Here is a 25274-nt window from a genome sequence, read left to right on the forward strand (position 1 = left end):
GCGTCGGGCGCTGCGTCGGCCGGCGGGTCGGCCGGCGGGTCGGCCTGCGGGTCGGGCAGCGGGTGGCTCACGTGGTCGCTGACGACGTCCGCTCGCTCGTGGACCCGTCGGCGCTCTGCGGGATCGTCGTCGCCTCGCTCGTCGTGCTGGCGGGTCACCTGGCCGTCTTCGTGGTCGCCGCCCGGGCGGTGGGTGTCGGCCTGCCCGTCGGCCAGCTGGTCCCGGTGGCGCTGGTCGTCCTGCTCGGGGCGATGCTCCCCCTGAACATCGCAGGCTGGGGTCCTCGCGAGGGCGTTGCCGCCTGGGCCTTCGCCACCGCCGGCCAGGACGCGACCCGTGGTGTGGCCGTGGCCGTCGTCTTCGGGGTGATCGTGTCCGTGGCGACCCTGCCGGGGGCGCTCCTCCTCCTGCGGCGGTCGGACCGGGGGGTCGCCCGTGCCTGACCGCCCCTACACGCTGCTGAGCTGCGCGATCTCCCTCGACGGGTACCTCGACGACGCCTCGGGGCAGCGGCTCGTCCTGTCCAACGCCGCCGACCTCGACCGCGTCGACGCCCTGCGGGCGCGCAGCGACGCCATCCTCGTCGGGGCGGGCACGGTCCGGGCCGACAACCCGCGACTCCTCGTGCGTTCCGCGACCCGACAGGCCCACCGGGTCGCCGAGGGTCGGGCGCCGACACCGTGCAAGGTCACCGTCACCCGGCGCTCGCACCTGGACCCGGCGGCGGCCTTCTTCACCACCGGGGAGGGACCCAAGCTCGTCTACTGCGCGAGCGCGTCGGTGAGCCGGACCCGCGACCTGCTCGGCTCCGTCGCGACCGTGGTCGACGCCGGACCTGCCCCGTCGATGTGCACGGTGACCGAGGACCTGGCCGCGCACGGAGTCCGGCACCTCCTGGTCGAGGGCGGGCAGGACATCCACACGCAGTTCCTGCGGGCCGGACTCGCAGACGAGCTGCAGGTCGTCGTCGCCCCGCTGTTCGTGGGCGACTCCCGGGCCCCCCGTGTCGTCCGCGACGGACCGCTGCCGTGGAACCGCGACCGCCGCGCCCGGCTCGCCGAGGTCCGCCGGCTGGGTGACGTCGTCCTCCTCCGCTACGCCCTGTCGGAGCGGTTCGCCGCGTCCCGCGGAGCCGAGCCATGACCGGAGCCGAGCCATGACCGGAGCAGAGCCATGACCACGGACGTGCCTGCCGCGAGCATCCGCATCGAGGTCGTGGTCCCGCTGCGCTTCGCCGACGGGTACGACACCGTGGCGCGGGTGCTGTCCTTCGACGGGCTCGTCGACGGGCTCGAGCACGTCGCCGTCGCCCTCGGGGACCGTGCCACGGGCTCGCCGGCCGACCGCCGCCCCTCGGACCGACCGCTGGTCCGGCTGCACAGCGAGTGCCTGACGGGTGACGTCCTGGGCAGCCAGCGCTGCGACTGCGGAGCGCAGATGCGCGAGTCGGTCGAGCGCATCGCCGAGGTGGGTGGCTACCTGCTGTACCTGCGACAGGAGGGCCGCGGCATCGGGCTCTACCGCAAGCTCGACGCCTACGGTCTGCAGGACCTGGGGCTGGACACCTACGAGGCCAACCTCGCCCTGGGGTTCCGCCCGGACGCGCGCGACTACACCGTGGCCGCGCAGATGCTCCACGCCCTCGGGGTGTCCGAGCTCGCCCTGCTGAGCAACAACCCTGACAAGGCCGCCCAGCTCGCACGCCTGGGGGTCGAGGTCACCGAGGTGGTGGCCACCGGGGTGCACTGGACCCCGGCCAACGCCCGGTACCTCACGACGAAGGCGGAGCGCGGCGCCCACACGTTCGTCCTGCGTCGCGGGTCCGTGACCACGTGAGCCGCGCGACAGCCGAGTGGACATCCCTGTCCCTGCCGTCGCCGGCGCGGCGGTCGGTGGTGATGGGCACTCGCGGCGTGACGTTCGCGGGTCTGACCTCGGTCGCGTCGCTGCTCGCCGTCCTGGGCCTCACCGCGGGCCTGAGCGCTTCCGGCTGGCTGACGGGACTCGCCCTCGGCCTGGTCCTGTCAGTGGCCGTCGGTCGGGGAATGCACAGCGCCCGCCTCCTCGGCGCCGGCCACGCGGACCTCATCACCCTCTCGCGCGGAGTCCTCGCCTGCGGCCTGGGTGCCCTCGCCGTGGACGCCCTCCTCGGGCGTGGTCACACGCCGGCGCTGCTCGCGCTGGCCGTCCCAGCCCTGCTCTCGGACGCCGTGGACGGCTGGGTCGCCCGGCGCCGCGACGCGGCGACGGCCTTCGGGGGACGCCTCGACGGCGAGGTCGACGCCTTCCTCATCCTGGTCCTGAGCCTGTATGCCGTGCCGTCCGTCGGATGGTGGGTCCTGTCCGCGGGGCTGGCGCGCTATGCGTTTGGGCTCGCCGCGCGGGGACTGCCGTGGATGCGCCGGGAGTTGCCCTTCCGCTACTGGCGCAAGGTGGTGACAGCGACGGTGAGCATCGTGCTGACGGTCGCAGCGGCCGATCTCCTGCCCCCGTCGTGGACGGCCGGGGTGGTGGCCGTCGCGCTCGTGCTGCTCGCCGAGTCGTTCGGTCGCGACGTGATCTGGCTGTGGCAGCGCCGTGGGCGCCGGCGCGGCCGAGTCCTCGACGACCGGCCACCACGGGCTGCGGACGAGCGGCCTCGGGCGAGACGCCCTGGGCCCGCGTGGGCGGTCGTGCGCGACGTGCTCGCGATCGCCGTGGTGTGGGTCACCCTGCTGCTCCCCGACCAGCCGAGCCGGCTGGCTGCCCCGGCCTTCCTGCGCCTGCCGGTCGAAGCCCTGCTCCTGGCCGCTCTCGCGCTGGTCCTGCCGTCGAGGTGGGCGAGGCGGACGGCCCTGCTCCTGGGCGTGGTGCTCGCTGTCCTGACGCTGCTGAAAGTCCTCGACCTGGGGGCCTTCGCGGTCCTCGACCGCCCGTTCGACCCGGTGCCCGACCAGGGCCTGCTCGGGTCGGGTCTGGGCTTCGTGCGCGACTCGTGGGGCCCGTGGGCGGCCGCCGGCGCCGTCGTCGCAGTGGTGCTCGTCGCCGGCGCGATCCTCGCCGGAGTCCCCGTTGCCGTCGGCCGCCTCACCCGAGTCGTCGCGGGCCACCCCACCGCGGGCAGGCCACTGGTTGTCGTCCTCGCGGTCGCGTGGCTCGGGTGCGCGGTCGTGGGCCTCCAGGTCGCGCCGGGCGAACCACTGGCAGCGGCGGACGCCTCGCGGTTCGGGGTCGACTCGGTGCGGACCACGGTCACCACCCTGCGCAACCAGCAGCGCTTCGACCAGGAGGTGACGGCCGACGCGCTTCGCGACCCGGCGCGCGCCGACCTGTCGGGCCTGCGGGGCAAGGACGTCCTGGTGGTGTTCGTCGAGAGCTACGGGCGGGTCGCCCTCGAGGGGCCCGAGTCGGAGCAGATCCGGGCGATGCTCGACGACCACACAGCGCGGCTCGCGGCGGCCGGCTACACCGCCCGGAGCGCCTACCTGACCTCACCCACCTTCGGTGGCAGCAGCTGGCTGGCCCACGCGACCTTGATGTCCGGCGTCTGGACGGACTCGCAGGGGCGGCACGACCGGCTCGTGTCCGGGAGCCGCACCACGCTCTCCGGCGTGTTCGCGCGAGCGGGGTGGGACACCGTGGCGGTCGTGCCTTCGAACCACGGACCCTGGCCGGAGGCCCGTTCCTTCTACCGTTTCGACCGCATCCACGACCGTTCCGGGCTCGGGTATGCCGGGCCGAGGTTCGGCTTCTCCGCCATGCCGGACCAGTACACCTTGGCCGCGTTCGCGCGCCTCGAGCTTGCGACCCGGGATCGTCCGCCGCTCATGGCCGAGATCGACCTCACGTCGAGCCACGGGCCCTGGGCGCCCCTGCCGACCCAGGTCGACCCGGCCCTGCTGGGCGACGGCTCGGTCTTCGACCTGCAGGAGGCGAACGCCGTCACGGCCAAGGAGCTCTGGAAGGACCGGTCGAAGGTCCCGGCCGCCTACCGCACCTCGATCGCCTACTCCCTGGCGAGCCTCCTGACGTTCGTGCAGACGTCCGGTGACGAGAACCTCGTCGTGCTGTTCCTCGGGGACCACCAGCCATCGACGATCGTCACCGGATCCGGAGCACGACGGGACGTGCCCGTCACGGTCATCGCCCACGACCCCGCGGTGGTCGACCAGATCCAGGGCTGGGGCTGGCAGGAGGGACTGCGACCGGACGACGCGGCCCCCGTGTGGCGGATGGACGCGTTCCGCGACCGGTTCGTCTCCGCCTTCAGCCACCCCTCGTCACCGACGGCCGGAGCGCCCCGATGACCCACGCTGCCGAGGCCGTGGCTGGGCCGGCGGCCGGCGTCCTGGCCCGGCCGGGCGCCAATGCCGTCGCCCACCCACTCGCCGATCCACTCGCTGATCCACTCGCCGACCGGTCGGCGCTGGACCGGGCGCTGTGGCGGGCCCGAGAGTCGGCATTCGACCCGGGCGAGTTCGTGGGTCAGCAGGGGTTCATGAGGGCCCGCGACGTCCTCGCCCTCGCCGATCGAGCCGGCGTGGCCCCAGGCGTCGTCGTCCTCGACCTGTGCTGTGGCGTCGCAGGTCCCGGGCTGTTCGTCACCGCCTCGCGAGGGTGCACGTACCTCGGGGTGGATGAGGACCCCGACGCGATCGCCGTCGCGCGCCAGCGAGCCGACCACGCCGGCCTCACCGTCGACCTCGAGGTGGCCCGAGTGCCCCCCGTTCCGCCTGGGCGCTACGAGGTCGTGCTGCTGCTCGAGACCCTGCTCGCCTTCCGGGACAAGCGAGCGCTGCTCGAGGGCATCCGTGACGCGCTCGTCACGGGTGGCCGCGTCGCGTTCACCGTCGAGGAGGGCCTGCCACTGACCGACGCCGAACGACAGCAGATGCCTGCCGCGGACACGGTGTGGCCCACCCCGTTGCCGGACCTGCTGTCGGACCTGACGCGAACCGGGTTCCGGGTCACCTGGCGGCAGGAACAGACCAACGCGCACCGGGCCGTCGTCGACTCACTGCTCTGGGCCTACACGAACTCCGCACCCGATCTGCGACGCAGGGGGCACACCGTTGTCGACGACCTCGTGACGTCGCACCGGCTGTGGAGCCACTGGCTGCAGGAGGGACGGGTGCGCAAGTTCGCCGTCGTGGCGCGGAAAGTGTGACCCGAGCCCGCACCGCACCGCGTGCACGACGGCCAGGGCGCTCGTGCAAACGCGGGAGGCACGCCCCCGGGCGTCGAGCACACTGGCAGGGTGAGCAGCGACCCTCCCGCGGTCCCGGCTTCGGTCCGCGCCCAGATCCTCGCCACCGAGCACTGGAGCCTGCTCGCCACCCGGGGCATGACGGGGTCGGAGGTCATGAGCCGGATCACCATCCACCTGACCGTCACGTCGGCCTCACTCGTGGTCCTGGCGCTGGTGGCCCAGGCGACCGGCTTCGGGCCAGGGTTCCAGGTGATGGCGATCGGGCTGGCCGCGGCCGCCCTCGTCCTGGGAACGCTCACCGGCATGCGCGTCATGAACGCGAGCAACGACGACGCCGCCCTCGTGGTCGGCATGAACCGGCTCCGAGCGGCCTACGTCGACCTCGACCCGGGCATCGAGCCCTATCTCGTCACGTCCATCTACGACGACGAACGCGGGCTGACCATGACCTACTCGATGGGCTGGCCGCGCAGCACCGTCAGCCACGTGATGGCAAGCACCTCGTTCTTCATGACCGTGTTCAACAGCATGGTGGCCGGGACGCTGGGGGCGCTCGTGGCGTCGGCGGCCGGGGCCGGCACGGCGACGGTCGCGATCCTCGGCACCGCGGTGGGTCTGCTGAACCTCGGGATCCACCTGGCGATCGGCCGGCGCATGTTCTCGCAGATCCACCCCCAGTCGCGCTTCCCCAGCCCGCCTGCCGCCTGAGCCACGTCCGTCCTGCGAGACGGGCCGGCATCACTGTGGACGCCTGCCGGGCGGCCGTGCTGCACTGGTGCCATGTCTTCGACCACCGCACCGGTCTGCGCGCGCATGGGCTCCTCCATGTGTCGCTGCGCCATGCGGTGTTGCTGCCACTGCGCCTGACCAGCCCGCAGCAGCCACGGCCTCCTCCTCGTGAGTCGAGCGCCACCAGACCCGGAGACGAACCATGAGCACCACTGCACCCAGCCACACGGCATACCGCCGCATCCACCTCGACCTGCTCCTGATCCAGGGCTCGCTGTGTCCCCGAATGTGTTGCCACGCCGCACATTCCGACCTCAGCACCGACCCTTGGACCCACGTACAGGAGCAGCACCATGACCGCCATCACCACCGCCGGGACCCCCGGCGTCAACCGCTTCAGCCGCAGCCAGCTGCTGCGCACCGCCCGGCTCTTCGCCACTGACCCCGACCTGCGCCGGCTGGTCGACCTCGACGCCAGCGAGCGCACCTGGCACCGCCTCGACGCCACCGACCACCTCGAGATCTGGCTCATCGCCTGGCCCGTCGGCAGCCACACCGGTTGGCACGACCACCTCGAGTCCGAGGGCGCCTTCCTCACGGTCGAGGGCGAGCTCGCGGAGCAGACGTGGTCCGGAGGCACGACCCACGACCGCTACCTCTGGGAAGGAGAGGGCCGGTCGTTCGGTGGACACCACGTGCACAACGTGAGCAACCTCGGCGACCGACCCGCGCTGTCGGTGCACGTCTACTCCCCCGCCCTGCGCGGGATGACGCGGTACGCCCTGCTGGGCGGCGTTCTCCGCCAGACCGGCGTCGAGCGGGCAGGGGAGCAGTGGTGACCGCCACGGCCACGCGGACCGAGGCACCCGCCGCACACTGGGAGACCCGGCTGTTCAGCGGCGGACGGGGCTGGGAGGCGCCGGTCTACGAGGGCGTCGACGACCAGCTCGCGGACGCACGCAGCCGCCTGCGCCGGGTGAGCGCCCGTGCGGCCTACCAGGAGGCGTTGTACGGCCGCGCCCTGATCGTCGACATCCGTCCGGCGGCCCAGCGAGCGGCCGAGGGCGAGATCGCCGCCCACCTGGCGCCGCTCGTCGTCGAGCGCAACGTCCTCGAGTGGCGGTTCGACCCTCGCCACGAGGCGCGCCTCCCGGTGGCGGGGTTCGAGGTCAGGGTGATCGTCCTCTGCCAGGAGGGTTTCACCTCCAGCTTGGCCGCAGATGCATTGCTGCGCCTCGGAATTCGCCGCGCCACCGATGTGGTGGGTGGGTTCCGTGCGTGGCGCGAGGCAGGTCTGCCGACCGCCGCCTGAGCGGTGCGGTATGCCGCGGAGTCAGCCCCGCGGCATACCGCACCCTCGGGACCGGGCCCGACGCTAAGGTCGGGCGGCCGCGGGCACCGGGGCCCGGCAGCCTCAGAGATAGAGGCCCGTCTGTCCGTCCTGGACGCGCGCCGCGGCAACGGCGTGGATGTCGCGCTCCCGCAGCACGACGTAGTCCTTGGAGTGCACCTCGACCTCGGCGCGGTCCTCGGCGTCGAACAGGACACGGTCGCCGCTCTCGACCTGGCGGACGTTCTGCCCGGTCGCGACGACGGTGCCCCACGAGAGGCGACGACCCACCGAGGCCGTGGCGGGGATGACGATCCCGCCGCCCGAGCGGCGCTCGCCGCCCTCGCCCTCGAGCGAGACGAGCACCCGGTCGTGCAGCATGCGGATCGGGAGCCGGTCGAGCGACCGGTCGGTGGGGACGGTCTCGGCCACGGCGGACTCAGCCACGGCGGCGGCGCAGGGCCCCGATGCCGATCAGCGCGACCGCGGCGGCCGCCAGCGCGGCGATGCGCTCCGTGCGCAGGTCGCCGCTCTCGGTGCGGGTCGCCTCGGTGAACTTCGCCTTGGCCGCCTCGGCCTGACGCCGCGCGATCTCCTTGGGGGCGGTGCGGACGTGCAGCTCGTCGACCGTGCCCGCCAGCCGGTCACGAGCGGCGGCGATGTCGGCCTCGATCTGCTCGACCGACCTGGTCTCGGTGTCGTCGCTCATGGGTGCTCCTCGAAGATGCGGTTGCGGGCGGAGGCAGGTGTCAGTCGAGGCCGAGGTCGCGGCGCAGCTTGGCGACGTGACCGGTGGCCTTGACGTTGTAGAACGCGTGCGAGACCTTGCCCTCGGGGTCGACGACCACGGTGCTGCGGATGACGCCCTCGACGGTCTTGCCATAGAACTTCTTCTCACCGAAGGCCCCGTAGGCGTTCATGACCGACCGGTCCGCGTCGGACAGCAGCTGGATCGTGAGGCCGTCCTTGTCGCGGAACTTCGCGAGCTTCTCGGGCTTGTCGGGTGAGATGCCCAGGACCTCGTAGCCCTTGCCGCGCAAGGTGTTGATGTTGTCGCTGAAGTCGCAGGCCTGGGTCGTGCAGCCCGGCGTCATGGCTGCCGGGTAGAAGTACACGATCACGTTCTGGCCGCGCAGGTCCGACAGCGAGACGTCCTCGCCCTGGTCGTTGGTCAGGGTGAAGTCCGGGGCGGTGTCGCCGGGGACCAGTCGCTCGCTCACGGGTCTGCCTCTCCATGGGGCCGGTTCCTTGTTGCAAGTAGTTTGCAATAAGGTGGTTGTCGGATACCAACCTACCCAAGTGGTGCCGACGACGAACCCTGGAGACCCCCCGCATGCACGTGCCTGACGGATTCCTCGACGCCCCCACCTCGATGGGCACGGCCGCGGTGGCGGTCGTCGGCGTGGGTCTGGCGCTGCGCGGGGCGCGCCGGGAGCTCGACGACCGCACCGCTCCCCTGGCCGGTCTGGTCGCCCTGTTCATCTTCGCCACCCAGATGCTCAACTTCCCGGTCGCCGCAGGCACCTCCGGMCACCTGCTGGGCGGTGCCCTGGCGGCCGTGCTCGTCGGTCCCTGGACCGCCACCCTCGCCATCACCGTGGTGCTCATCGTCCAGGCGACGCTCATGGCCGACGGCGGCCTGACGGCGTTGGGCACCAACGTGACCCTGATGGGCCTGGTGGGTGTCTGGGTGGGCTGGCTGGTCTTCGTGGCGGTCCGGGCCGTGCTGCCGAAGCGGCCCGCCTCGGTGGTGCCGGCAGCAGCGGTCGGCGCCCTGGTCTCCGTCCCGGCAGCCGCCTTCGTGTTCTCGCTGCTGTTCGCGGTCGGCGGCGCCGACGTGCCGTTCTCGACCGTGGTCACCGCGATGGTCGGCGTCCACAGCGTCATCGGCGTCGGCGAGGCGGTCATCACCGCCCTCGCCGTGTCGAGCATCGTCGCCGTCCGGCCCGACCTCGTCCACGGCGCCCGGCCGAGCCTGCGTGAACGCACCCTGACCCTTCGCAGCGAGGTGCCGGCATGAGCACCGGGACGGCCACTCGCCCGCGCGTGACGACGCGTCGACTCGTCGTCGTCGGCGTCCTCGTCTCGCTGTTCCTCGCCGCAGTCGTGTCCTTCTACGCGTCGAGCCACCCCGATGGCCTGGAGTTCGTGGCCCGCAAGACCGGGTTCGACCGATCGCTCACCGTCCACGACACGGCGGACTCCCCGTTTGCCGGCTACGCCACCAAGGGCGTCGACGACGCGAGGCTGTCCGGCGGGGTGGCCGGGGTCGTCGGTGCCACCGTGGTGTTCGTGCTGGCCGGCGGCCTTTTCCTCGCCCTCCGGCGGCGGGACCGCGGCGACGCCACCGCCGCGGCCGACCACGACGGGGAGCGCTGACGTGGGCGCCGGGCACGGCCACCACCTGCACTTCCACGGGCACTCCGTCGTCCACCGCCTGCCGGCGCACGTCAAGCTCGTCGCCCTGGCGGTGTTCGTCGTCACCGTGGTCCTCACCCCCCGGACCGCCTTCGCCGCGTATGCCGTCCACCTCGCCCTCGTCCTCGTCGCCCAGCGCAGCTCGCGGGTCCCGTTCGGCTACTACGCCCGGCGGATGGTGGTCGAGGTCCCGTTCGTGGTGTTCGCGCTCCTGATGCCGTTCGTCGCCACCGGTCCCCGCGTCGGCCTCGGCCCGCTGCGGCTGTCCGAGAGCGGGCTGGTCGCCGCGTGGGCCCTGCTGGCCAAGGGGACCCTCGGCGTGATGGCGTCGCTGGTGCTCGCGACGACGACCGAGCCACGGCACGTGGTCGCCGGGCTCGAACGGCTGCGGCTGCCCCAGCAGCTGGTCCAGATCATGGGGTTCATGGTCCGCTACCTCGAGGTCGTCACCGGGGAGATGGCGCGGATGAAGGTGGCCCGGGAGTCGCGTGGGTTCCAGCCCCGGTCGGTCAGCTCGTGGCCGGTCCTCGCGACCACTGCCGGTGCCCTGTTCATCCGGTCCTACGAACGCGGCGAGCGAGTCCACCTCGCCATGCTGTCGCGGGGCTACACCGGCCGGCTCCCGGTCACGCACCCCATGACGGCCACCCCGTCGCAGTGGCGCCTGGCCGGCGCCCTCCCGGTCGCAGCCGTGGCGACGTTGCTCGTGGCGGTGACCCGGTGAGCGTCCCCGTGCTCGACGTCCGCGGCCTGGCCTATGCCTACCCCGATGGCCACCAGGCCCTCTTCGGCGTCAACCTGCACGTGCACCGGGGTGAGCGGGTCGCCCTGCTCGGTCCCAACGGCGCCGGCAAGACGACGCTGGTCCTCCACCTCAACGGCATCCTGAGCGCGGGCGCCGGATCGGTCGCCGTGTCCGGGCTGCCGGTGACCCCGGACAACCTCATGGAGATCCGGCGCCGGGTGGGGGTGGTGTTCCAGGACCCCGACGACCAGCTGTTCATGCCGTCCGTCCGCGCCGACGTGGAGTTCGGCCCGGCCAACCTCGGGCTGCGTGGCGCCGCCCTCGAGGCCCGGGTGCTGGGAGCGCTCGACCGCGTCGGCATGGTCGACTTCATCGACCGCCCACCGCACCACCTGTCCTTCGGGCAGCGGCGTCGGGTGGCGGTGGCGACCGTGCTCGCGATGGAGCCCGAGATCCTCGTGCTCGACGAGCCGTCGTCCAACCTCGACCCCGCGTCGCGGCGCGAGCTCGCCGACATCGTCAGGTCTCTCGACGTCACGGTGCTGATGGTCACGCACGACCTGCCCTACGCCTACGAGCTGTGCCCGCGGTCCGTCGTCCTGTCCGACGGGGTGGTGGTGGCCGACGGGCCGACTCGCGACGTCCTCAGCGACGACGCGCTGATGTCAGCGCACCGGCTCGAGCTGCCGTTCGGGTTCGACCCCCGGGCGACCCCGGCCCCCTGATCCTGCGGGCGCCATCCCGTGCCCGTGTGGCGCTCAGAGCCAGGCGGCCTCGTCGGTGCCGAAGTGGTGGCCGACCCAGGCGAACTCCCGGGGTCCGTCGTCGACCCGGAACGCCGGCCGCGCCGAGGTCACGACCCCGGATGGTGTGGACGTCGTGACGAGGGCGGGTCCCGCGTCCTCGACGGCGGCACCGGGCGCGTCCAGGGCGTCGGCCTGCAGCAGCCAGTGCGCGGTCCGTGCCAGGTGGGCCTCGACCCGCCACGTGCCGCCGTGAGCTGCCCGCTGGCGCAGCGCGGCGAGCACCCCGGCGGCGAGCAGGTAGCCGGTCGCGTGGTCGAGGGCCTGCGCGGGCAACGCGCCCGGCGTCCGGTCGTCGGTCGACTCGATCATGGCGATCCCCGTCGCGGCCTGGACGATGCTGTCGAAGCCTCGGCGCGTGCTCCACGGCCCGCCGGGCGACCACGCGCTCAATGAGGCGCAGACCAGCGTCGGGTGCGACTGCGCGAGTCGGTCGGCGTCGAGGCCGAAGGCCGCCAGGGCCCCGGGGCGGTAGCCGGTCACGAGCACGTCGGCGGCGTCGAGCAGCTCGTGGATGCGGCGTCGGGCGTGCTCGTCGTGGAGGTCCGCGAGGGTCGAGCGCTTGCCCGAGTCGGTGTCGAGGTGCTGGGCCGGCAGCTCGGGCAGGTGCGGGCTGTCGACCCGAAGGACGTCGCACCCGAGGAAGGCCAGGGTGCGGGTGGCGACCGGTCCGGCGATGACCCGGGTGAGGTCGAGGACCCGCGGCCGGTCCCAGCGCTCTGGGGGTGGCGCACCGTCTGCGATCCGGGCCACCGCCAGCAGCGGGTGGGTGTCGACGGCTGCCGCCTGCGGGTGGGTGCGCCAGTCCGCCGCGGTGCGCACGCGCACGCCGATGCCGTGGTCGGCCTCGATGGTGTCCTCGAGCTCCTGGGCGGTCCGCTCGCGGATGGCGGATGCCGCGTCGTCCCGAGTCGCCCCGTCGCCGAGCGCCAGCGCGCGCAGCAACCGGTCGCGGTGGTGGGGGTAGTTGGCGTGGGTCCGGACCCAGCCGTCGCTGGCCTCGAAGAACCCTGACAGTGCTGCGAACCCGGGTTCGTGGACCCCGTCCACCGCCAGCACCTGGTCGCTGCGGAACGACACCGCCACCTGCCGCGGGTCGACCCGGACCTGCTCTCCTCCACGCAGGGCCAGCCCTGCCAGCCCGGCCGCGGCGACCGACCCCGCCGCCAGGGTGCCCACCGGGAGCGCCGCCGGCAGCGCACTGCCGGCGGGGAGGTCGAGGTGCTCCACGGCATACGCCTCGTCGAGGCCGAGGGCGGGGAGCACCTCACGCAGCAGCGGGTTCACCCCCCGACTGTATGCCGCCCTCCCGCCGGGCAGCGCGCGTCGGAAGGGTCAGGCGCGGGCGGCCTTCCAGGCCGCGTACTCGGTGCGCAGGCAGCTGCCGCACGGTCGGTAGCCGGCGGCCTGCGCGGTGGCGCGGTCGGCGAAGAACACGCGGTGCTGGACGTACCCGCCGGCTCTGATGGCACGCAGCGCCGAGGGGCAGTCGAGCCGGCCGTAGATCCGCCCCCGCCGGTTGCCGCCGAGCGTGCCCGGCACCTCGCTGTCGTACTGCTCGCCGTCCGGACCAGTGAGGCGGTAGGTCACTCGTAACCCTCGGGCAGGAGCTCACCCACCGGGGTGCTCGCCTCGATGCGGTTGGCAGCCGGGGCGAGTGGGCACACCCAGCGGTAGTCGTAGACGCACGAGGGGTTGTAGGCGAAGTTCAGGTCGATGACCCAGCGGCCCTGGTCGTCGCGTCCGAGGTCGGTGCCCTTGACCGTGTCGAGCAGGTAGCGCCCGGCCCCGTAGGTCTCCTGGCCCGCGGAGCCGTCACGCAGCGGCAGGAACACCCCGCCGCCGTAGGAGTCGAGCCACCACATCGCCACGTCCCCGAGGTCACCGAGGCGCACCGTCCCGATGCCAGCGAACGGCACGAGGCCGTCAGTGGCGGAATGGAACTCCCAGCGGTCCAGCTGGGTCGGCGTCACGTCCGCGACGAACCGGTATGCCGGGTCGTACGGCGCGTGCCGCAGCTGCTGTCCGGGACGGCGCGGCGAGGCGGGGTGCTCGAGGAACAGCCGTGAGCGGGTGTCGACCCACAGCGCGTGGGCCGCCGCAGGGTCGGCCTCGGCGCGCACCGCGGCATACAGGGCGTGGACCTCACGCCGCCACGAGGCGACGTCGAGCGCCGACGGGTACTCCAGCTCAGCGTCGTCCAGGTCGGGCACGGTCAGTCCTCCAGGGCGTGGTCGTGGACGAACCGCTCGGCTCGACGGTCAGGCACCAGCCACGTGACGGCGACCGCCACGTACGCCAGCACGCCGATCCACGGGGCCACGAGGCACCCGAGGATACCGAGGACGTAGACGGCGGGGCTCAGCTTGCCCTTGAGGTCACGGCCGACCGCCTGGCGCAGCAGGCCGTCCGGTCCGTCGCGACGGAAGACCGCGAGCTGGAGGACGTAGTACGCGATCGCCGCACCCAGCAGGTTGACGCCGTAGACGACGACCGGCAGCTGGGCGAACCGCGTGTCGTCCATCCACGCCGTCGTGAACGGCACCAGCGACAGCATGAAGAGCAACCCGAGGTTGGCCCACAGGATGGCCCCGCTGACGTGCCGCACCAGCTGGAACATGTGGTGGTGGTTGTTCCAGTAGATGCCGATGTAGACGAAGCTCAGCAGGTACGTCAGCAGCCCCACGAGTGAAGGCCTGAGGGCCTCGAACGTGGGCTCCTCGGGGACTTTGAGCTCGAGCACCATGATCGTGATGAGGATGGCCAGGACGCCGTCGCTGAACGCCTCGAGCCGGCCGGTTCGCATGTCGGGAGTCTAGGCACATCGCACCGACAGCAGCGTTCGCGCCGAGATGGTGCGCAAGGCGGGACTTGAACCAGTAGGAAGCTCCTCGGATTCCCGAGTCGCGACACACAGTATGGCTCACCGTGGCCCGGGATGGCCGCACCAGTGGACATGTCCACAGGTGCGGTCCATACGTTGCCCATGCGCGCCGGCGCGCGACTCCCAACGGCACCGCACACTCATCCCCAGAAGGTGCGTCACAGCGCCCACAAAGACGCCGGCAAACTGTCCTCCCGCCCAACGACCCTCAAGTTGTGCCCTGCTGGCCACCAGCGCGACCTCGTTGACACCCTGCTCAGGGCGGCAGCATCCTCGAGCACCGTGGAGGTCTCCAGGATGGTGTCGGGGTGTCCATGCGAGCGCGGTGACCGCCGCGACCTGGGCCGCGTCCCCACCACCAGTGCCACCGAGGACTGACATGACCAACCAACGCCAGCCGGTCAGATTTCACCCGTCGATAAGCAATCAATTTTTCAGCCGCCGTTGACGGCCTTAGGGGTGGGCTGCAGGGTCTACAGCCCACCCGTGTCTGAGGTGGCTCGGCCGACTTCCCCCGCCGGAGGCCGGATTGCACGGCCGCATTCACTGCGCAATGAACTCGTTCAGCTCCCTGTGCAGTTGGAGCGACGTGCCTGCGGTGCTCCTCCACGATGGGCGACCGCGCGTCAGGGCAGGGCGATGTGGCCTCTGTACACGTACGTACCGTTCGCCACRACATCCTTAAAGTCGACGCGGCCGACAGCACCGGCGAACCCTCCGGTGCCGGATCCCACCCCGATCGGATGCTGGCACCGTCCGCGGGTCTCCGCGCCTGTTGAGACGTCGGGAGACCATCGGGACTCGAACCTGTACGTCGTGGCGAAGGTTCCCCGTGGCCCGCCATTGAGTGTGCCGACGAAGACCTCCTCGCCTGACTCCAGATAGATGCCGCTCGGCGCGCCGTTGTCCCGGATACTTTCCACCTTCGTGAACCAGCAACCTTCCAGGCTGCCCATCATCACGATGGCCGGATAACTGGTGAAGTCCGCATACCCCGCAGGAGGTGCCCCGCAGGCGGCAGCGGTGTCGAAAGCGGCAGTCCCAGCGAGTTGCTGGACGACCGGGCTCGCGCTCGAGGGCAGAACGCACACCGCGCCGGAAACCCCGGCCAGTAGCGCCACCGCAGCGAGTCGGCCAATGTTCGATTTGACGGTAGTCCTGATGGCGTCCAGCCATTGGCCGTTGCCCATGACATTTCCTTTCGTAGGGGTCCGTGTGGGGAAGGCGGCAGCGCGCACAGAAGGCCAGGCGGTTGGCGGGCTCGACTGTGCTGCAGGGGCACCGGTGCCCCAGGCTCTGAGTGCGCCGATGCCTCGCGTCCCTCTGAGCATTCTGTGCGTGTTTCGCATGGTTCGGTTCCTGCCTGAGCGATGGTTGGAGAGTTCAACGGGAGATGGGCTGGCTGCGTGGTCAGGTTGTCTATTGCGGACCGGCCTCCCCGCCGGGCCTCACGGCTTGGCGCGGCGTCTACGGCGCTGACGAGTGTGTGGCGGGGCAGTATCAGGTGGGTAACGGCGCTGCGGGCGGCGGAGCTTCCGCCGGTAGTAGGCCCGGCCGGGAGTCTCGAGGCGGATCTGGGTGGCCGCTGCGATCTGGCCGGCTCAGGCCAATGACCGGACGCATGCCCCTTCAACTGAAGAGGACTAGCGGCCCTGAGAATGCCTGTGCGCCATGCCGAGGAGCAGGCCGCCGCAGAGGTAGCCCGGCGGGCGGCAGGGGTGAACACCCAAGGGCAGGAGGTGGGGGCGATACGCCACATCAGGAAAGCTCAGTTGTGGGCTGGATGGAGACTAGGCGGCTCAGCTCTTTGGTAAGGGATGACGATCACGACCCCTGGTATGACCATCACGCAGGTGGGCAGAGAAGGCCGAAGCCGCCGCGCATCAGCGGCGGGTGCCGGCGAATCCCATATCGATTATCAGTCATCCGGTGATTCGCGGGGGCGCGTCGTTACGCCGCGAGGTGACCACAGGCAGGAGCCGATCTATGAGCCGCCCGCGTAATTGGTCGAATGTGCCTCTCCTCTTGAGAGTTCGGCTCGCCACCAAGCGCCGCCCTCGATCCGCTCGACCCGGCGCAAGATGAGGTCGCCGTGGGCAAAGTCCTCCAGCTCCACGCGGGACAGCGGCCACGGCGGTCCCTTCACCTCGGCCCCTTCGTCCCGGGTGGTCGCAAGGACCAGCAGCGTGCCTTCTGGTGCCACTAGCGAGCCGATCCTCTGCGCAGCTTCCGTGTGCTGCTCTGGCGGCATCGATTGCACGGTGAGACTTTCGACGACCAGGTCGAACCGACGCCGCCACTCACCAGGAAGATCCAGGACATCGGCAACGAGGTACTTCACCTCGCTGGCGGGATACTTCCGCCGCGCTCCAGCGATCGCGGTCGGCGCGAAGTCGAACCCGGTGGTGCGATATCCCAGCGAGGCAAGGTACTCGGCGTCAGCTCCGTAGCCACACCCGACGACCAGCGCATCGCGGCCACCCCCGGCCAGGCTCTGCGCCTCAGCCCACGCCACGAGCTGTGGACGAGGGGCGCCGTAGTCCCAGGGCGGCTTGGCCCCGCCCGCCTCCGCGCCGGCGTACATCCTCTCGAACATGCCGAATGGCTCGCTCGTCACCGCTCGAGACTACCGACCACGTTGTTTCAAGGCACCAGTACAGACCAGAGAAGAGGCATGAAGGACTGATCCACCAATCGCTCTCTACTCGTGCCTGTCCCATTCCGCCGCCTGACGACCGGCCGGCCTCCGCGCGGAGCGGTCCTCACTTAGACGTGTGGTCGAAGGGCTGGCAACCGATTGCTAGCGCCACACTTGGCTCGGCGAGCAGGTATTGCCGTCCACATGGGACATCCCACACTGGGGACATGCCCCAGCCGCTGCGCCGGGTCGGTTTGGTAGAGGCGAGGTGGTGGCGCTTCGCACAGCAGCGGTGGTGTTCGTCTCTCCATTGCTCTGAGGTGGCCGAGCGCTCGTGCCGATCACGACGGGATGCCACTGATCCTGCTGCTTGCGGAAGTGGACGGGGTAGGACTCCAAGACGTGACGTAGCCCTCGGACCGACACAGAAATGCCTTGCCCGGACAGGAGAGCGTGGATGTCCTCGATGCTTGCCGGCCGATCCATCAGCAGGTTTTTGACCACTGGGATTAGCTGTCGCGGCTGAATCAATGGCGTTTGCACGTCCTGGCCCCCAAGAGTTCTGCACACCCATTTGCTTCCGGCATCATGCCGAAACCGAAACCGATGCGGGGTCGGTTCTGGCAATCCCGTAAACACCCTGATCCAAAGTGGATGTCGCGTCCCTCCGCCGTAGACCCAGCGTGGGTCTTTCCGCCGCGTGTCCCGGAGCGCTCAATCGTCCTGGTCTCGCCACAACACATCGCCGGCGACGAAGTGTCGGCGGTAGTTGAGACTTCGCAGAAGACGGACCGATTGGTCGATTCCCAGACCGAAAACGTGACCAAATCTCGAGCGTCCAATTGCGTTCGGCCTTGACGAGCTGGACCAGGTTCATCGCAGGCTCGTCGGGACTTCCCCGCTCGATCCACTCACGCGCAGCTTGTCGCTGCAACGCATAGCGCTTGGCCGCGGCGACGTCACCAATTTTGACGCCAGCCTCCCACAGGCCGAGCAGGGTGAGTCCAGCGTTGACCAGCTCCAAGAGGGTCGTTGCCCCATCGCCACCACGCTCATGCGCATCGACATGCAGAGGCTCGCCGCGAGTGAAGTCCGCGACTTGGGCAAAGGTCACCTCGGGGTCGATGGCTATGGGTATGTAGAGGCTGGGATCACCGACCACGACTGAGTAACTTGAGTCGCGGACCCTTCCGAGCGCCGTTGCAAGACAATCGGCGAATTGAGTGTCGCCCCGTCCCTCAACGACCCGCACCTCGCCGCCCATGGCGAACGCCGGATTCTCGTAGTCGTCGTTGCACACTTCGATTCGCACCATGGGTTGATTGTGCCCGCGCCGACGTGGCGCTCCCTGCATGAGAAGCACAGGATTTACGACCGCGCGTACGAGCGCTTCTTCAACAACCTCTAGGCAGGCGAGTCATACCGCCGCGTTCGTGGGCGACCGGTGGTCGTCCGGCTCGCTAGGGGCGGAACGGAACGCGCGTGCCTAGTTCGAGGTCAGAGCATCGATCCGCCCAAGGCCTTGACGGCGTCGCCAACGACCCCGGCATCATCCCCGTGGACCACCCACCTGTCTCCCTGACCGTAGACGCCACCAAACGACTTGGCGACCTTGACGTAGTTGTCGCGGGCAGTGTTGTCGTTGAAGGTGTCGATGCTGATGGTCTGCCCGTTGAGCGTGCAATCACCGCCTTCCTTGACGTACATCTCGTTGGACGAGTTGGAGTAGCCGGAACACCCGATCTTGGAAGCAAGTCCGGTCGCAGTTACGGGCTTGCCGCCATCCCGGGAACCATCTTTGGGCGAACTGCCGCCTGAGGAGCATGCACTGATGGCGAGCATGAGTATGGCTGAGAGGGTGATAGTGATTGCTCGGGTAAGCACGAGACCTCCTAGGGCCGAGGAGCTGTGCATGCTGGATACCCCTCGACGACGCGCCTTACTCCTTACCTGGACGCCGCCAAGAGCCAAAGCCCAGCCCAACTCAACCACCGGGCCGTTCTACGACCCGGGATCGATGCCCATCAGTGTTGTCAGCCTTTGAAGCCAGCAGGCGTCCTTTCGCCGCATGTCGACCAATCCTGATGGCGGTATTCGCGGCGATGCGTGGGTGTGTCCGTTAGCCGTGTGTACGGGTCCGCTGTACGGAGGCGGACCCGGGGGCCCTCGGGTGACGCTGGAGCAGCCATCCACACCAGCAGCATTTAGGAGACAAAGTGTTCATCGCCATCCTCGATTTCGGGACCTCCGCAGCAGACCGCTCCCGTGCGTTGGATCAGCTCGAACGCGAGCGGCCCCTCGTCCGCTCGATGCCGGGCAACCTTGCCTTCCGCGTTTATGAATCGCGCGAGGACGACCGCTCCGTGACGGTCGTCCATGAGTGGACTGACCAGCCCTCATTCGTCGCCTACCTGGCCTCCGACGCCTTCGCTCGTTCCAACGCCGTACTGCGACCGTTGGTCACCCAAGGGCCGGTGAGTCGTCGGTTCCGCGCCGAACTCGTTGAGTCGGTCGCCTGACTGGTACGGCGTCCCTACGATCGGTGCGTGGGAGTCCATCCGTGACCCGTGAGGCGTTCGCGTTCACCCGGTCCTTCGCGCCGACCGGGCCAACCGAGCTGCTCGTCGACCGTCACTACTTGCTGTGCGCCTCCAAAGGCGCACTACGGCTCGAGGCCGAGGGTCAGCGTTGGCTCCTGCCCCCGGCCCGGGCCGCCCTGCTACGCGCCGGGCGGCCGGCCACGGTCACTATTCCGCAGCCGGCGACGACCGCGTCGGTGCTCTTCCATGTCGACTTCGTGCCACTGCCGCCGCAGGACCTCACAGTCTTCGACCTCGACCCGCTGGCTCGGGCACTCATCGCCGAGTGCGGCGGGTGGCCGGAGGCGAAGGAGCCGCTGCCTCCGTACGCCCGCACCATGTTCGCTGCCCTGGCCGCGGTGGTGTGGCGGCTGGCCAAGCGACCTAGCCCCGTCGTTATGCCGGCCGGCAACTCGCCAGAGGTGCGGACCGCGTTGCGGCTCACCGAGGAACGGCTTGGCGATGAGGTCCGATTCGAGAAGGTCGCGGCCGAGGTCGGGCTCGTGCCGCGCTCCCTGGCACGCCGGTTCGAGGCCGAGGTCGGGATGACCTGGCGCGCCACCCTCCGACGGATGCGGGTCCTGCGGGCAGTCGAGCGGCTCGCAGCCGACGACACCCCAGTCACGACGATCGCCCACGACGTCGGCTACAGCTCACTGTCGGCGTTCAACGCCGCCTTTCGTGAACTGACCGGGACCACACCATCGGACTACCGTGGCACGTTCACCCGCTGAACCCCGCAGCGATCGCACCCCGCCGAACCAACGATGCCAAGCCTGGCTCGGTCCAGGACCAGCTGGCCACGCCGACAGCCACGCTCCACGTTGCCTCCTCATCTGCCGGTCTGGGAGTGCGTCTATTCGCCGCAAAGGCGGGCACCCGCTGATCACCGGGAGCGAGTCCAGCCAGACTGGCCGTATGCGCAATCGTCCTGTGGCCACGGCGGCCGCGCCCAGGCACACGCGAGGGTGCTTCGGGTCGACGGCGGCAAAGTCGAGCCGCGGGCAAGGGAAAGGGGTCAGGTGATTGGGCCAAGAACGTGTCGGGCACGTGGGCCAAAACGGCACGATTGTCCAATTTCGCTGCTACTTTCCCGCCATGACTCTTCACCCCTTCCGCACCCTCCTCATTGCGGCTGCGTTCAGCCTCCTTCTGTCCGCGTGCGGAAGCTCAGGTGGCGGGGGTTCCGATGCGGATGCTTTGGTCAGTGCGACGCAAGTCTGCAACAAGGCACTCACGAAACAGTCAGGTCAGAACGACGATGCGATGGTGGCTGCAGACAAAGCAGTGGCCGACCAAGCAGCCAAAGCGGCCGCAGGGGACGCGAAGTTCGGCGAGCTGGCCAAGGCGGCGAGCGATTGGGCACTGACCCGTCAAGACCTGGTGAGTGCAACCAAGAAGCTTCAGAGCGGTGGCGATGTCACCATGGAACTTGAGCAACTGCCTGCTCGCGTTGATGATGCACGGCGCGGGCTGATCGCGGCGCGCCGTGGCGTCAAGGCCTCAGGTGGGAAGGTCGACGAAAACCTCCTCAACTCCATGTAGGCCCAGTACAAAGCGCCGACCTGCTTCACCCAACTGCGGATGTCACCGCTGGCCGTGGGTCCCATCGGGCGCGCTGATGCACGCCCCCGATAGGCAGGCATGTTGCCGCGTCGGGTGCGTCCTTTCGCCGCGAGCGGGCGTCCTGCCCGTCGACCTTGCCGCCAGGTTGACCGGGTCGTCGCGACCGGGCCTTCATGATGGCTCTGTGTCTAGGGCACGGGGATCCCTCCATTGAAGCGGCCCATCCCGCTCCAAACGCCGGCTGTACCGATTCCTCATTACCTGCATGCCCGTACGCCATTCGCGGGATGGGCACATTGCCCGCGAGTCGTAAACTTTGCTTGCGTTTGCGTTGGTCACGCGTGGGAGGGAGATGCGTCATCATGAAGGGTCAGCGAGGTTGCGCGGCGGTGGGCATCGTGGCCATTGCTCTGTTGTCGTCATTCCTGTCTGCCGCACCTGTGATCGCGGACGCGACGCCAGTCAGCGGAACAGGAACAGTGCGCCTGTCTGGAAGTGATCGCTACGCAACGGCCGCTGCGATCTCTCAGCGGGTCTTCGCCCCACCGCAAGATGTCATGTTCGTGGTGTCGGGAGAAGACTTCCCCGATGCCCTTGCCGCAGGCCCGGCCGCCGCACACTTTCGTGCCCCGATCTTGCTGGTCCGTCGGTCGAGCGTTCCAAAGTCGACCCTTGAGGAAATGCAACGACTCGCCCCCGCCCGTGTCTTCGTAATCGGCGGCCCAGGCGTTATCAACGGCCCCGTCGTCGAAACGCTCCAGACCGCCATCGGTGGCGCAACCATCACCCGCGTCAGCGGACGCGACCGCTACGAGACAGCGGAGGCGGTGTCTCACCTCTTCACCGGGATCAGCAGATACGTTCTAGCCTCGGGTCAAGACTTCCCGGATGGGCTGTCTGGTGGGGCATACGCGGCCGCGGTTGGCGCAAAGCTGATCCTGACCCGCCGTGACGACCTCCCTGCGCCGACGCGCCGGGTCCTTGCGGCCGAACAGGCCACTGTGTCACCCGACGTTATAGTCGTTGGAGGTACTGGGGTTATCTCGAGCACCGTCGTCGCTGAGATTCGGGCGCTCTTGCCCGACGTGGAGATGTACAGGCGGGGCGGGCTCGACAGGTATGAGACGGCCGCGATCATCGCGAGGGACTTTGACATTCACCCAGCCCAGTCTGCGTATCTCGCCTCAGGTACGTCCTTCGCGGATGCGCTATCTGGTTCGCCTGTGGCAGGTATTGCGGAAAGAGACCCAGTTCAGGGGTCCCCAATAATCCTGACAAGGCCAACCTGCCACCCTGCTCCGACGTGGCAGGTGCTACAAGACCATGCCTATCCGCTCAAGGTTGTGTTGGGAGGTTCCGCAGTCGCATACGCTGGCATCATCAAGTGCTGAGGTCGAAAGGCTGGCGGCGTACGCTGCCCCACCCGGTTCTTTGGCCGCGTTCCTGCGACTTGGGCCCTGGGCAAGACCTCGCCGACGCGGTTGAGTTTCGGAGATGGTGATTGCAGTCCCGCCGCAATGGATTTGGTCACAGGCACGCTCGAGGGCGTCGTCCACCCGAACGCGTCGTAGGTCCAGTGCCGCACTGGCGGACAATGAAGTCGGCCAGGCAGATGTCCAGGAAGATCGCCCACAGGAGCTGTCCATCACGGCGCTACGTCGAGGAGCCCGAGCCCGAGCTCGACCGACTCGCTCGGACGGCGGCTGGCCCTTTGGCGTTCTACGACGGGTGTTGTACCCACTTGGTGTCCATCTGGGCTTGGGTGACGCCATGAGGATGAAGCCATGGCGCCTGCGCGCCGCCGTGATCGCAGCGCTCATGGTCCTGATGGGTGCCATGTCGACAACAGCGATCGCTGGACCCGTCAAGGTGGACACGACAGGGGCTACGTTGCGCTACTTCGACGGCCTCCAGCAGTGCCCCAACTCAACGGTCAGTTCGATGTCATGGATGGGCACCAGTGGTGGCGACATTCGTTTGGGGAATTTCGGGAAGAACGGTCAGGTCGTCAACGGGGATGCCGTGCTGGCCGTAGCGGCTGATCTTGGCACGGCCCCTGTCACGTCCCTTTACCTACCAGGGGTGATGGACCCCACCACGGGCAGCTTCCTACATCTGACTCCAGACCGCCCGACCGGGTCAGGCGCCCTCATCGGAGGCTCCGGGATCAACTGGAACAACGGCCTCGCTATGCAACCGGGTTTCACGACCGTCGCAGAGGGCTCTGGCACCGCGGTTGTCCGCTTTGCGCTACTGACGCGCGACAACCAGTCTTGGACCAAAGCGCCCGGTGCCACCCTCCCCCTGAACATCCTCGTTGGCTCTACGTGCCCTGTCTGGGGCGCGATCGCCGAGGTGCGATTGACAGTCGGCGGCGGCACCTGATCGCGGATTGGCAATGCGTGCGCTGCGTGTTTTCGCCGCGTGCCGCGCACTGCCACGCCGAGTTCCGTGAGGTTCCCCGGCGATTCCCAGTACTGAATGGACTTGCAGTACTGAATGATGGCCCTTGGAAAGTCACCGCTCGCTCCTCGGTAAACCGCGAAGGATGCTGGGGTCAGGCGTGGTCACGACGGCGCATGAGCAGGGCAGAGACGGCCAGAGCGACCCCCCAGGCCACACACGCCGCGCCACCCAGCGCTCCAAGGCTGCCCAGGTGGTTCGGGTAGAGCATCGACACCACGCCGAACCACGCCGCTGACAGGGCGGCAGGCATGAAGGACAGCTGCCATCCGGGTGTCCCGGCCGCCGCGGCGGTCACACCAACGACCGCGGACGCCGCCAGCGCCAGGCCGAACCCTGCCTGCATCGGCAGGTGCCACAGTCCCCACGTCTCGTCATCGACCGCATCGGAGTACGCCGCCGCGACCATGGCGACCGCGTAGATGACGGACGCGACGACCGCGACCATCGCCAAGGTCAGCAGCCCAAGGTTGGCGCCCCGGATACTCAGGCCCTTCCACAGCAGGGCCGGTCGACCTGCAACCCGAAGAGGTGCCACCGCGCTGAGTGCCACCAGGGCTGCGGCTACGCACTGCCCGACGGCGAGGGCTGCAAGGCCCGAGAGCATCACGGCGACCCCGGTGGCGAAGACCTGCTGAAGGAGGACCTCCTGACGGGGGTGCACTCCCCACAGCAGTAGCGGGACCATGACCAGGACCGTGTAAAGCAGGCCCCACCCGGTCTCCAGCAGGTAGTGCTCAAGGAACCGTTCGTCCTGGTCGATCGCGACCGTCAGGTCGATGATCCCGAAGAAGAGAACCCCCAGAACAGCGCTGCTCCGGTGGCGACTAGCCGCGCTGCCAGCAGACCCCTGTCGGCCGCGGTCGGTGACGCATTTTGCGAGCTGGACGACATCCCTACCTCCCGTGTCCATTCCACCGCAACGAGCTGCGGGGAACGTGTGCCTGGTTGGTTCTCTTGGTCGACCTCAGCGCCATGGGGACCCGTCGGCGCCTGTCCCCGCGCCAACCGTTGTCAGGGTCTCACCTGCGCTGACGGCCCGTCCATGATCGGTGACAGTGGTGCTGGCCCACCACGTGGCCGTAAGACGCCGGGCGTGCCGTGTTCGACGAAGAGTCCGCCGCCAAAATGCCCGGAATGCCGAGCACCGGCCGACGAGGAGCCGGAGCGCTACCCTTGACCTGGGTGTGTCGGAAGGGCCGGCCGAATGACGAACTACGAACGCATGTACCGCTTCGGGGTCAGGCCTTGGGAGCGTTACGGCATCGCCGCGGGAGCAAGCATCGGGGCTCTGCTCGATCGCGAGGAGGCCGAGCGTTCCCGCCCGCTGGGGCGGGCCTTGGATCTCGGGTGTGGCCGTGGCCAGTACACCCCGGAGCTGGCGCGCCGAGGGTGGTACGCAGTGGGCCTCGACTATGTCCCGGTCGCGATCGAGGCCGCGCGGCGCCAGAGCGTGAACGGGGAGAGGTATGTCGTGGGGGATGTGACGGACCTGCCGGCATCTCGGTTGGGTACGTTCGACTTCTTCCTCGATGTTGGTTGCTTCCAGGGTTTGACCGATGAAGAGCGTCGGGCCGCAGGCCTTGGGATCACGGCCGTGGCCAACCCCGGAGCCACGACGCTGATGCTTGCCTTTGGACCCACCCGGACGTGGTCCTTCCTCGGTGCGGCGTCCCAGCAGGACGTCGAGACCGCGTTCCCGGACTGGGAGATGATGACGGTCGAGCCTGCAGACACCGCCGGGCTGGGCTGGCCATTGAACAGGACGGCGCCACAGTGGTACCGGCTGCGCCGACGGGGCTAGCCTCACTGCCCTGATGTGGCAGGGCGGTGAAACAGGCGATCGCGCCGACCGACGAATACCAGCCAAACCCAACAGGCGGTTCGCACCCATGATCCCGTGGCGCACCACGGGGCGAAACTCATGAGCA

Annotated in this window: 30 protein-coding genes; 18 read left to right on the plus strand and 12 right to left on the minus strand. The window is 69.4% G+C overall.

The window, feature by feature from the left end; all coding sequences use genetic code 11:
- The 8 genes from AC1DV7_RS03200 to AC1DV7_RS03235 all read left to right on the plus strand — a co-directional run.
- Window positions 1-443: lysylphosphatidylglycerol synthase domain-containing protein (locus AC1DV7_RS03200; RefSeq protein WP_477594523.1), on the plus strand; the 443-nt coding region annotated here is incomplete at its 5' end.
- Window positions 436-1143: a RibD family protein gene (locus tag AC1DV7_RS03205; RefSeq protein WP_477594525.1), complete on the plus strand. Its 708-nt coding sequence runs from the start codon at window positions 436-438 to the stop codon at window positions 1141-1143. The genes AC1DV7_RS03200 and AC1DV7_RS03205, both read left to right, overlap by 8 nt.
- Window positions 1144-1173: 30 nt before the next feature.
- Complete coding sequence (locus AC1DV7_RS03210; RefSeq protein WP_477594527.1) at window positions 1174-1836, plus strand: GTP cyclohydrolase II; 663 nt, start codon at window positions 1174-1176, stop codon at window positions 1834-1836.
- Entirely contained in the window at window positions 1833-4286 is a 2454-nt protein-coding gene (locus AC1DV7_RS03215) for a CDP-alcohol phosphatidyltransferase family protein (RefSeq protein ID WP_477594529.1), read from the plus strand. The genes AC1DV7_RS03210 and AC1DV7_RS03215 overlap by 4 nt, the downstream gene beginning before the upstream one ends.
- Window positions 4283-5146 carry a class I SAM-dependent methyltransferase gene (locus AC1DV7_RS03220; RefSeq protein ID WP_477594531.1) on the plus strand — a complete coding sequence of 288 codons (864 nt, stop codon included), beginning with the start codon at window positions 4283-4285 and terminating at the stop codon, window positions 5144-5146. Before AC1DV7_RS03215 ends, AC1DV7_RS03220 begins: the two co-directional genes overlap by 4 nt.
- 90 nt (window positions 5147-5236) lie before the next feature.
- Window positions 5237-5896, plus strand: a complete 660-nt coding sequence (locus tag AC1DV7_RS03225) for a hypothetical protein (RefSeq protein WP_477594533.1) — start codon at window positions 5237-5239, stop codon at window positions 5894-5896.
- A 374-nt stretch (window positions 5897-6270) separates the two neighbouring features.
- On the plus strand, window positions 6271-6756 hold the full coding sequence (locus AC1DV7_RS03230; RefSeq protein ID WP_477594534.1) for a cupin domain-containing protein: 486 nt from the start codon (window positions 6271-6273) through the stop codon (window positions 6754-6756).
- Window positions 6753-7229, plus strand: a complete 477-nt coding sequence (locus tag AC1DV7_RS03235; RefSeq protein ID WP_477594536.1) for a rhodanese-like domain-containing protein — start codon at window positions 6753-6755, stop codon at window positions 7227-7229. Before AC1DV7_RS03230 ends, AC1DV7_RS03235 begins: the two co-directional genes overlap by 4 nt.
- 102 nt (window positions 7230-7331) lie before the next feature.
- Here the strand turns inward: AC1DV7_RS03235 and AC1DV7_RS03240 are convergent, their stop codons facing one another.
- Genes AC1DV7_RS03240 through bcp form a run of 3 tightly spaced genes read right to left on the minus strand, consistent with a single transcriptional unit; the run spans window position 7332 to window position 8467 of the window.
- Window positions 7332-7628, minus strand: a complete 297-nt coding sequence (locus tag AC1DV7_RS03240) for a GroES family chaperonin (RefSeq protein WP_477594824.1) — start codon at window positions 7626-7628, stop codon at window positions 7332-7334.
- A 58-nt stretch (window positions 7629-7686) separates the two neighbouring features.
- Entirely contained in the window at window positions 7687-7956 is a 270-nt protein-coding gene (locus AC1DV7_RS03245) for a DUF3618 domain-containing protein (protein WP_477594538.1), read from the minus strand.
- A gap of 40 nt (window positions 7957-7996) precedes the next feature.
- Window positions 7997-8467 carry a thioredoxin-dependent thiol peroxidase gene (gene bcp, locus AC1DV7_RS03250; protein WP_477594540.1) on the minus strand — a complete coding sequence of 157 codons (471 nt, stop codon included), beginning with the start codon at window positions 8465-8467 and terminating at the stop codon, window positions 7997-7999.
- A 113-nt stretch (window positions 8468-8580) separates the two neighbouring features.
- Between bcp and AC1DV7_RS03255 the strand changes: the two genes are divergently transcribed.
- The 4 genes from AC1DV7_RS03255 to AC1DV7_RS03270 are packed head-to-tail and all read left to right on the plus strand — an operon-like array spanning window position 8581 to window position 11135.
- The gene (locus tag AC1DV7_RS03255) at window positions 8581-9267 is read left to right on the plus strand and encodes an energy-coupling factor ABC transporter permease (protein WP_477594542.1); all 687 of its coding nucleotides are present in this window, start codon (window positions 8581-8583) and stop codon (window positions 9265-9267) included.
- Complete coding sequence (locus AC1DV7_RS03260; RefSeq protein ID WP_477594544.1) at window positions 9264-9626, plus strand: PDGLE domain-containing protein; 363 nt, start codon at window positions 9264-9266, stop codon at window positions 9624-9626. The genes AC1DV7_RS03255 and AC1DV7_RS03260 overlap by 4 nt, the downstream gene beginning before the upstream one ends.
- A 1-nt stretch (window position 9627) precedes the next feature.
- Window positions 9628-10389: a cobalt ECF transporter T component CbiQ gene (cbiQ, locus tag AC1DV7_RS03265; protein WP_477594546.1), complete on the plus strand. Its 762-nt coding sequence runs from the start codon at window positions 9628-9630 to the stop codon at window positions 10387-10389.
- Window positions 10386-11135: an energy-coupling factor ABC transporter ATP-binding protein gene (locus AC1DV7_RS03270; RefSeq protein WP_477594548.1), complete on the plus strand. Its 750-nt coding sequence runs from the start codon at window positions 10386-10388 to the stop codon at window positions 11133-11135. The genes cbiQ and AC1DV7_RS03270 overlap by 4 nt, the downstream gene beginning before the upstream one ends.
- Before the next feature lie 33 nt (window positions 11136-11168).
- Here AC1DV7_RS03270 and AC1DV7_RS03275 read toward each other — a convergent pair whose 3' ends face one another.
- The 8 genes from AC1DV7_RS03275 to AC1DV7_RS03310 all read right to left on the minus strand — a co-directional run bounded on the left by AC1DV7_RS03275 (window position 11169) and on the right by AC1DV7_RS03310 (window position 18577).
- Entirely contained in the window at window positions 11169-12500 is a 1332-nt protein-coding gene (locus AC1DV7_RS03275) for a CoA transferase (protein WP_477594550.1), read from the minus strand.
- A 48-nt stretch (window positions 12501-12548) separates the two neighbouring features.
- Window positions 12549-12803, minus strand: a complete 255-nt coding sequence (locus AC1DV7_RS03280) for an Ada metal-binding domain-containing protein (protein WP_477594552.1) — start codon at window positions 12801-12803, stop codon at window positions 12549-12551.
- Window positions 12800-13426, minus strand: a complete 627-nt coding sequence (locus tag AC1DV7_RS03285; protein ID WP_477594554.1) for a DUF1684 domain-containing protein — start codon at window positions 13424-13426, stop codon at window positions 12800-12802. Before AC1DV7_RS03285 ends, AC1DV7_RS03280 begins: the two co-directional genes overlap by 4 nt.
- A 2-nt stretch (window positions 13427-13428) precedes the next feature.
- Window positions 13429-14019, minus strand: coding sequence for a TMEM175 family protein (locus tag AC1DV7_RS03290; protein ID WP_477594555.1), 591 nt, complete (start codon window positions 14017-14019; stop codon window positions 13429-13431).
- Between the two features lie 704 nt (window positions 14020-14723).
- Window positions 14724-15287: a hypothetical protein gene (locus AC1DV7_RS03295; protein ID WP_477594557.1), complete on the minus strand. Its 564-nt coding sequence runs from the start codon at window positions 15285-15287 to the stop codon at window positions 14724-14726.
- Between the two features lie 794 nt (window positions 15288-16081).
- Window positions 16082-16714: a class I SAM-dependent methyltransferase gene (locus tag AC1DV7_RS03300; protein WP_477594559.1), complete on the minus strand. Its 633-nt coding sequence runs from the start codon at window positions 16712-16714 to the stop codon at window positions 16082-16084.
- 607 nt (window positions 16715-17321) lie between these two features.
- Entirely contained in the window at window positions 17322-18050 is a 729-nt protein-coding gene (locus AC1DV7_RS03305; RefSeq protein ID WP_477594560.1) for a hypothetical protein, read from the minus strand.
- Window positions 18051-18232: 182 nt separating this feature from the next.
- Window positions 18233-18577, minus strand: coding sequence for a hypothetical protein (locus AC1DV7_RS03310; RefSeq protein ID WP_477594562.1), 345 nt, complete (start codon window positions 18575-18577; stop codon window positions 18233-18235).
- Between the two features lie 374 nt (window positions 18578-18951).
- On the opposite strand from AC1DV7_RS03310, the gene AC1DV7_RS03315 reads away from it, so the two are divergent.
- The 5 genes from AC1DV7_RS03315 (at window position 18952) to AC1DV7_RS03335 (ending at window position 23265) form a co-directional block, all read left to right on the plus strand.
- Window positions 18952-19254, plus strand: coding sequence for a putative quinol monooxygenase (locus AC1DV7_RS03315; RefSeq protein ID WP_477594564.1), 303 nt, complete (start codon window positions 18952-18954; stop codon window positions 19252-19254).
- Between the two features lie 41 nt (window positions 19255-19295).
- Window positions 19296-20048 (plus strand): AraC family transcriptional regulator, encoded by a 753-nt coding sequence (locus tag AC1DV7_RS03320; protein ID WP_477594566.1) that lies wholly within the window; start codon window positions 19296-19298, stop codon window positions 20046-20048.
- Between the two features lie 364 nt (window positions 20049-20412).
- Window positions 20413-20859 (plus strand): hypothetical protein, encoded by a 447-nt coding sequence (locus AC1DV7_RS03325; protein WP_477594568.1) that lies wholly within the window; start codon window positions 20413-20415, stop codon window positions 20857-20859.
- A 410-nt stretch (window positions 20860-21269) separates the two neighbouring features.
- The gene (locus AC1DV7_RS03330; RefSeq protein WP_477594570.1) at window positions 21270-22271 is read left to right on the plus strand and encodes a cell wall-binding repeat-containing protein; all 1002 of its coding nucleotides are present in this window, start codon (window positions 21270-21272) and stop codon (window positions 22269-22271) included.
- A 379-nt stretch (window positions 22272-22650) separates the two neighbouring features.
- A complete protein-coding gene (locus tag AC1DV7_RS03335; RefSeq protein WP_477594572.1) occupies window positions 22651-23265 on the plus strand; it encodes a hypothetical protein in 615 nt (204 codons plus the stop codon).
- 172 nt (window positions 23266-23437) lie between these two features.
- On the opposite strand, the gene AC1DV7_RS03340 is transcribed toward AC1DV7_RS03335, so the two are convergent.
- Window positions 23438-24256: a hypothetical protein gene (locus tag AC1DV7_RS03340; RefSeq protein WP_477594574.1), complete on the minus strand. Its 819-nt coding sequence runs from the start codon at window positions 24254-24256 to the stop codon at window positions 23438-23440.
- 294 nt (window positions 24257-24550) lie between these two features.
- Between AC1DV7_RS03340 and AC1DV7_RS03345 the strand changes: the two genes are divergently transcribed.
- A complete protein-coding gene (locus tag AC1DV7_RS03345; RefSeq protein WP_477594576.1) occupies window positions 24551-25147 on the plus strand; it encodes a class I SAM-dependent methyltransferase in 597 nt (198 codons plus the stop codon).
- Window positions 25148-25274: the final 127 nt, after the last annotated feature.

Source organism: Pedococcus sp. P2_E4 (assembly GCF_056403935.1).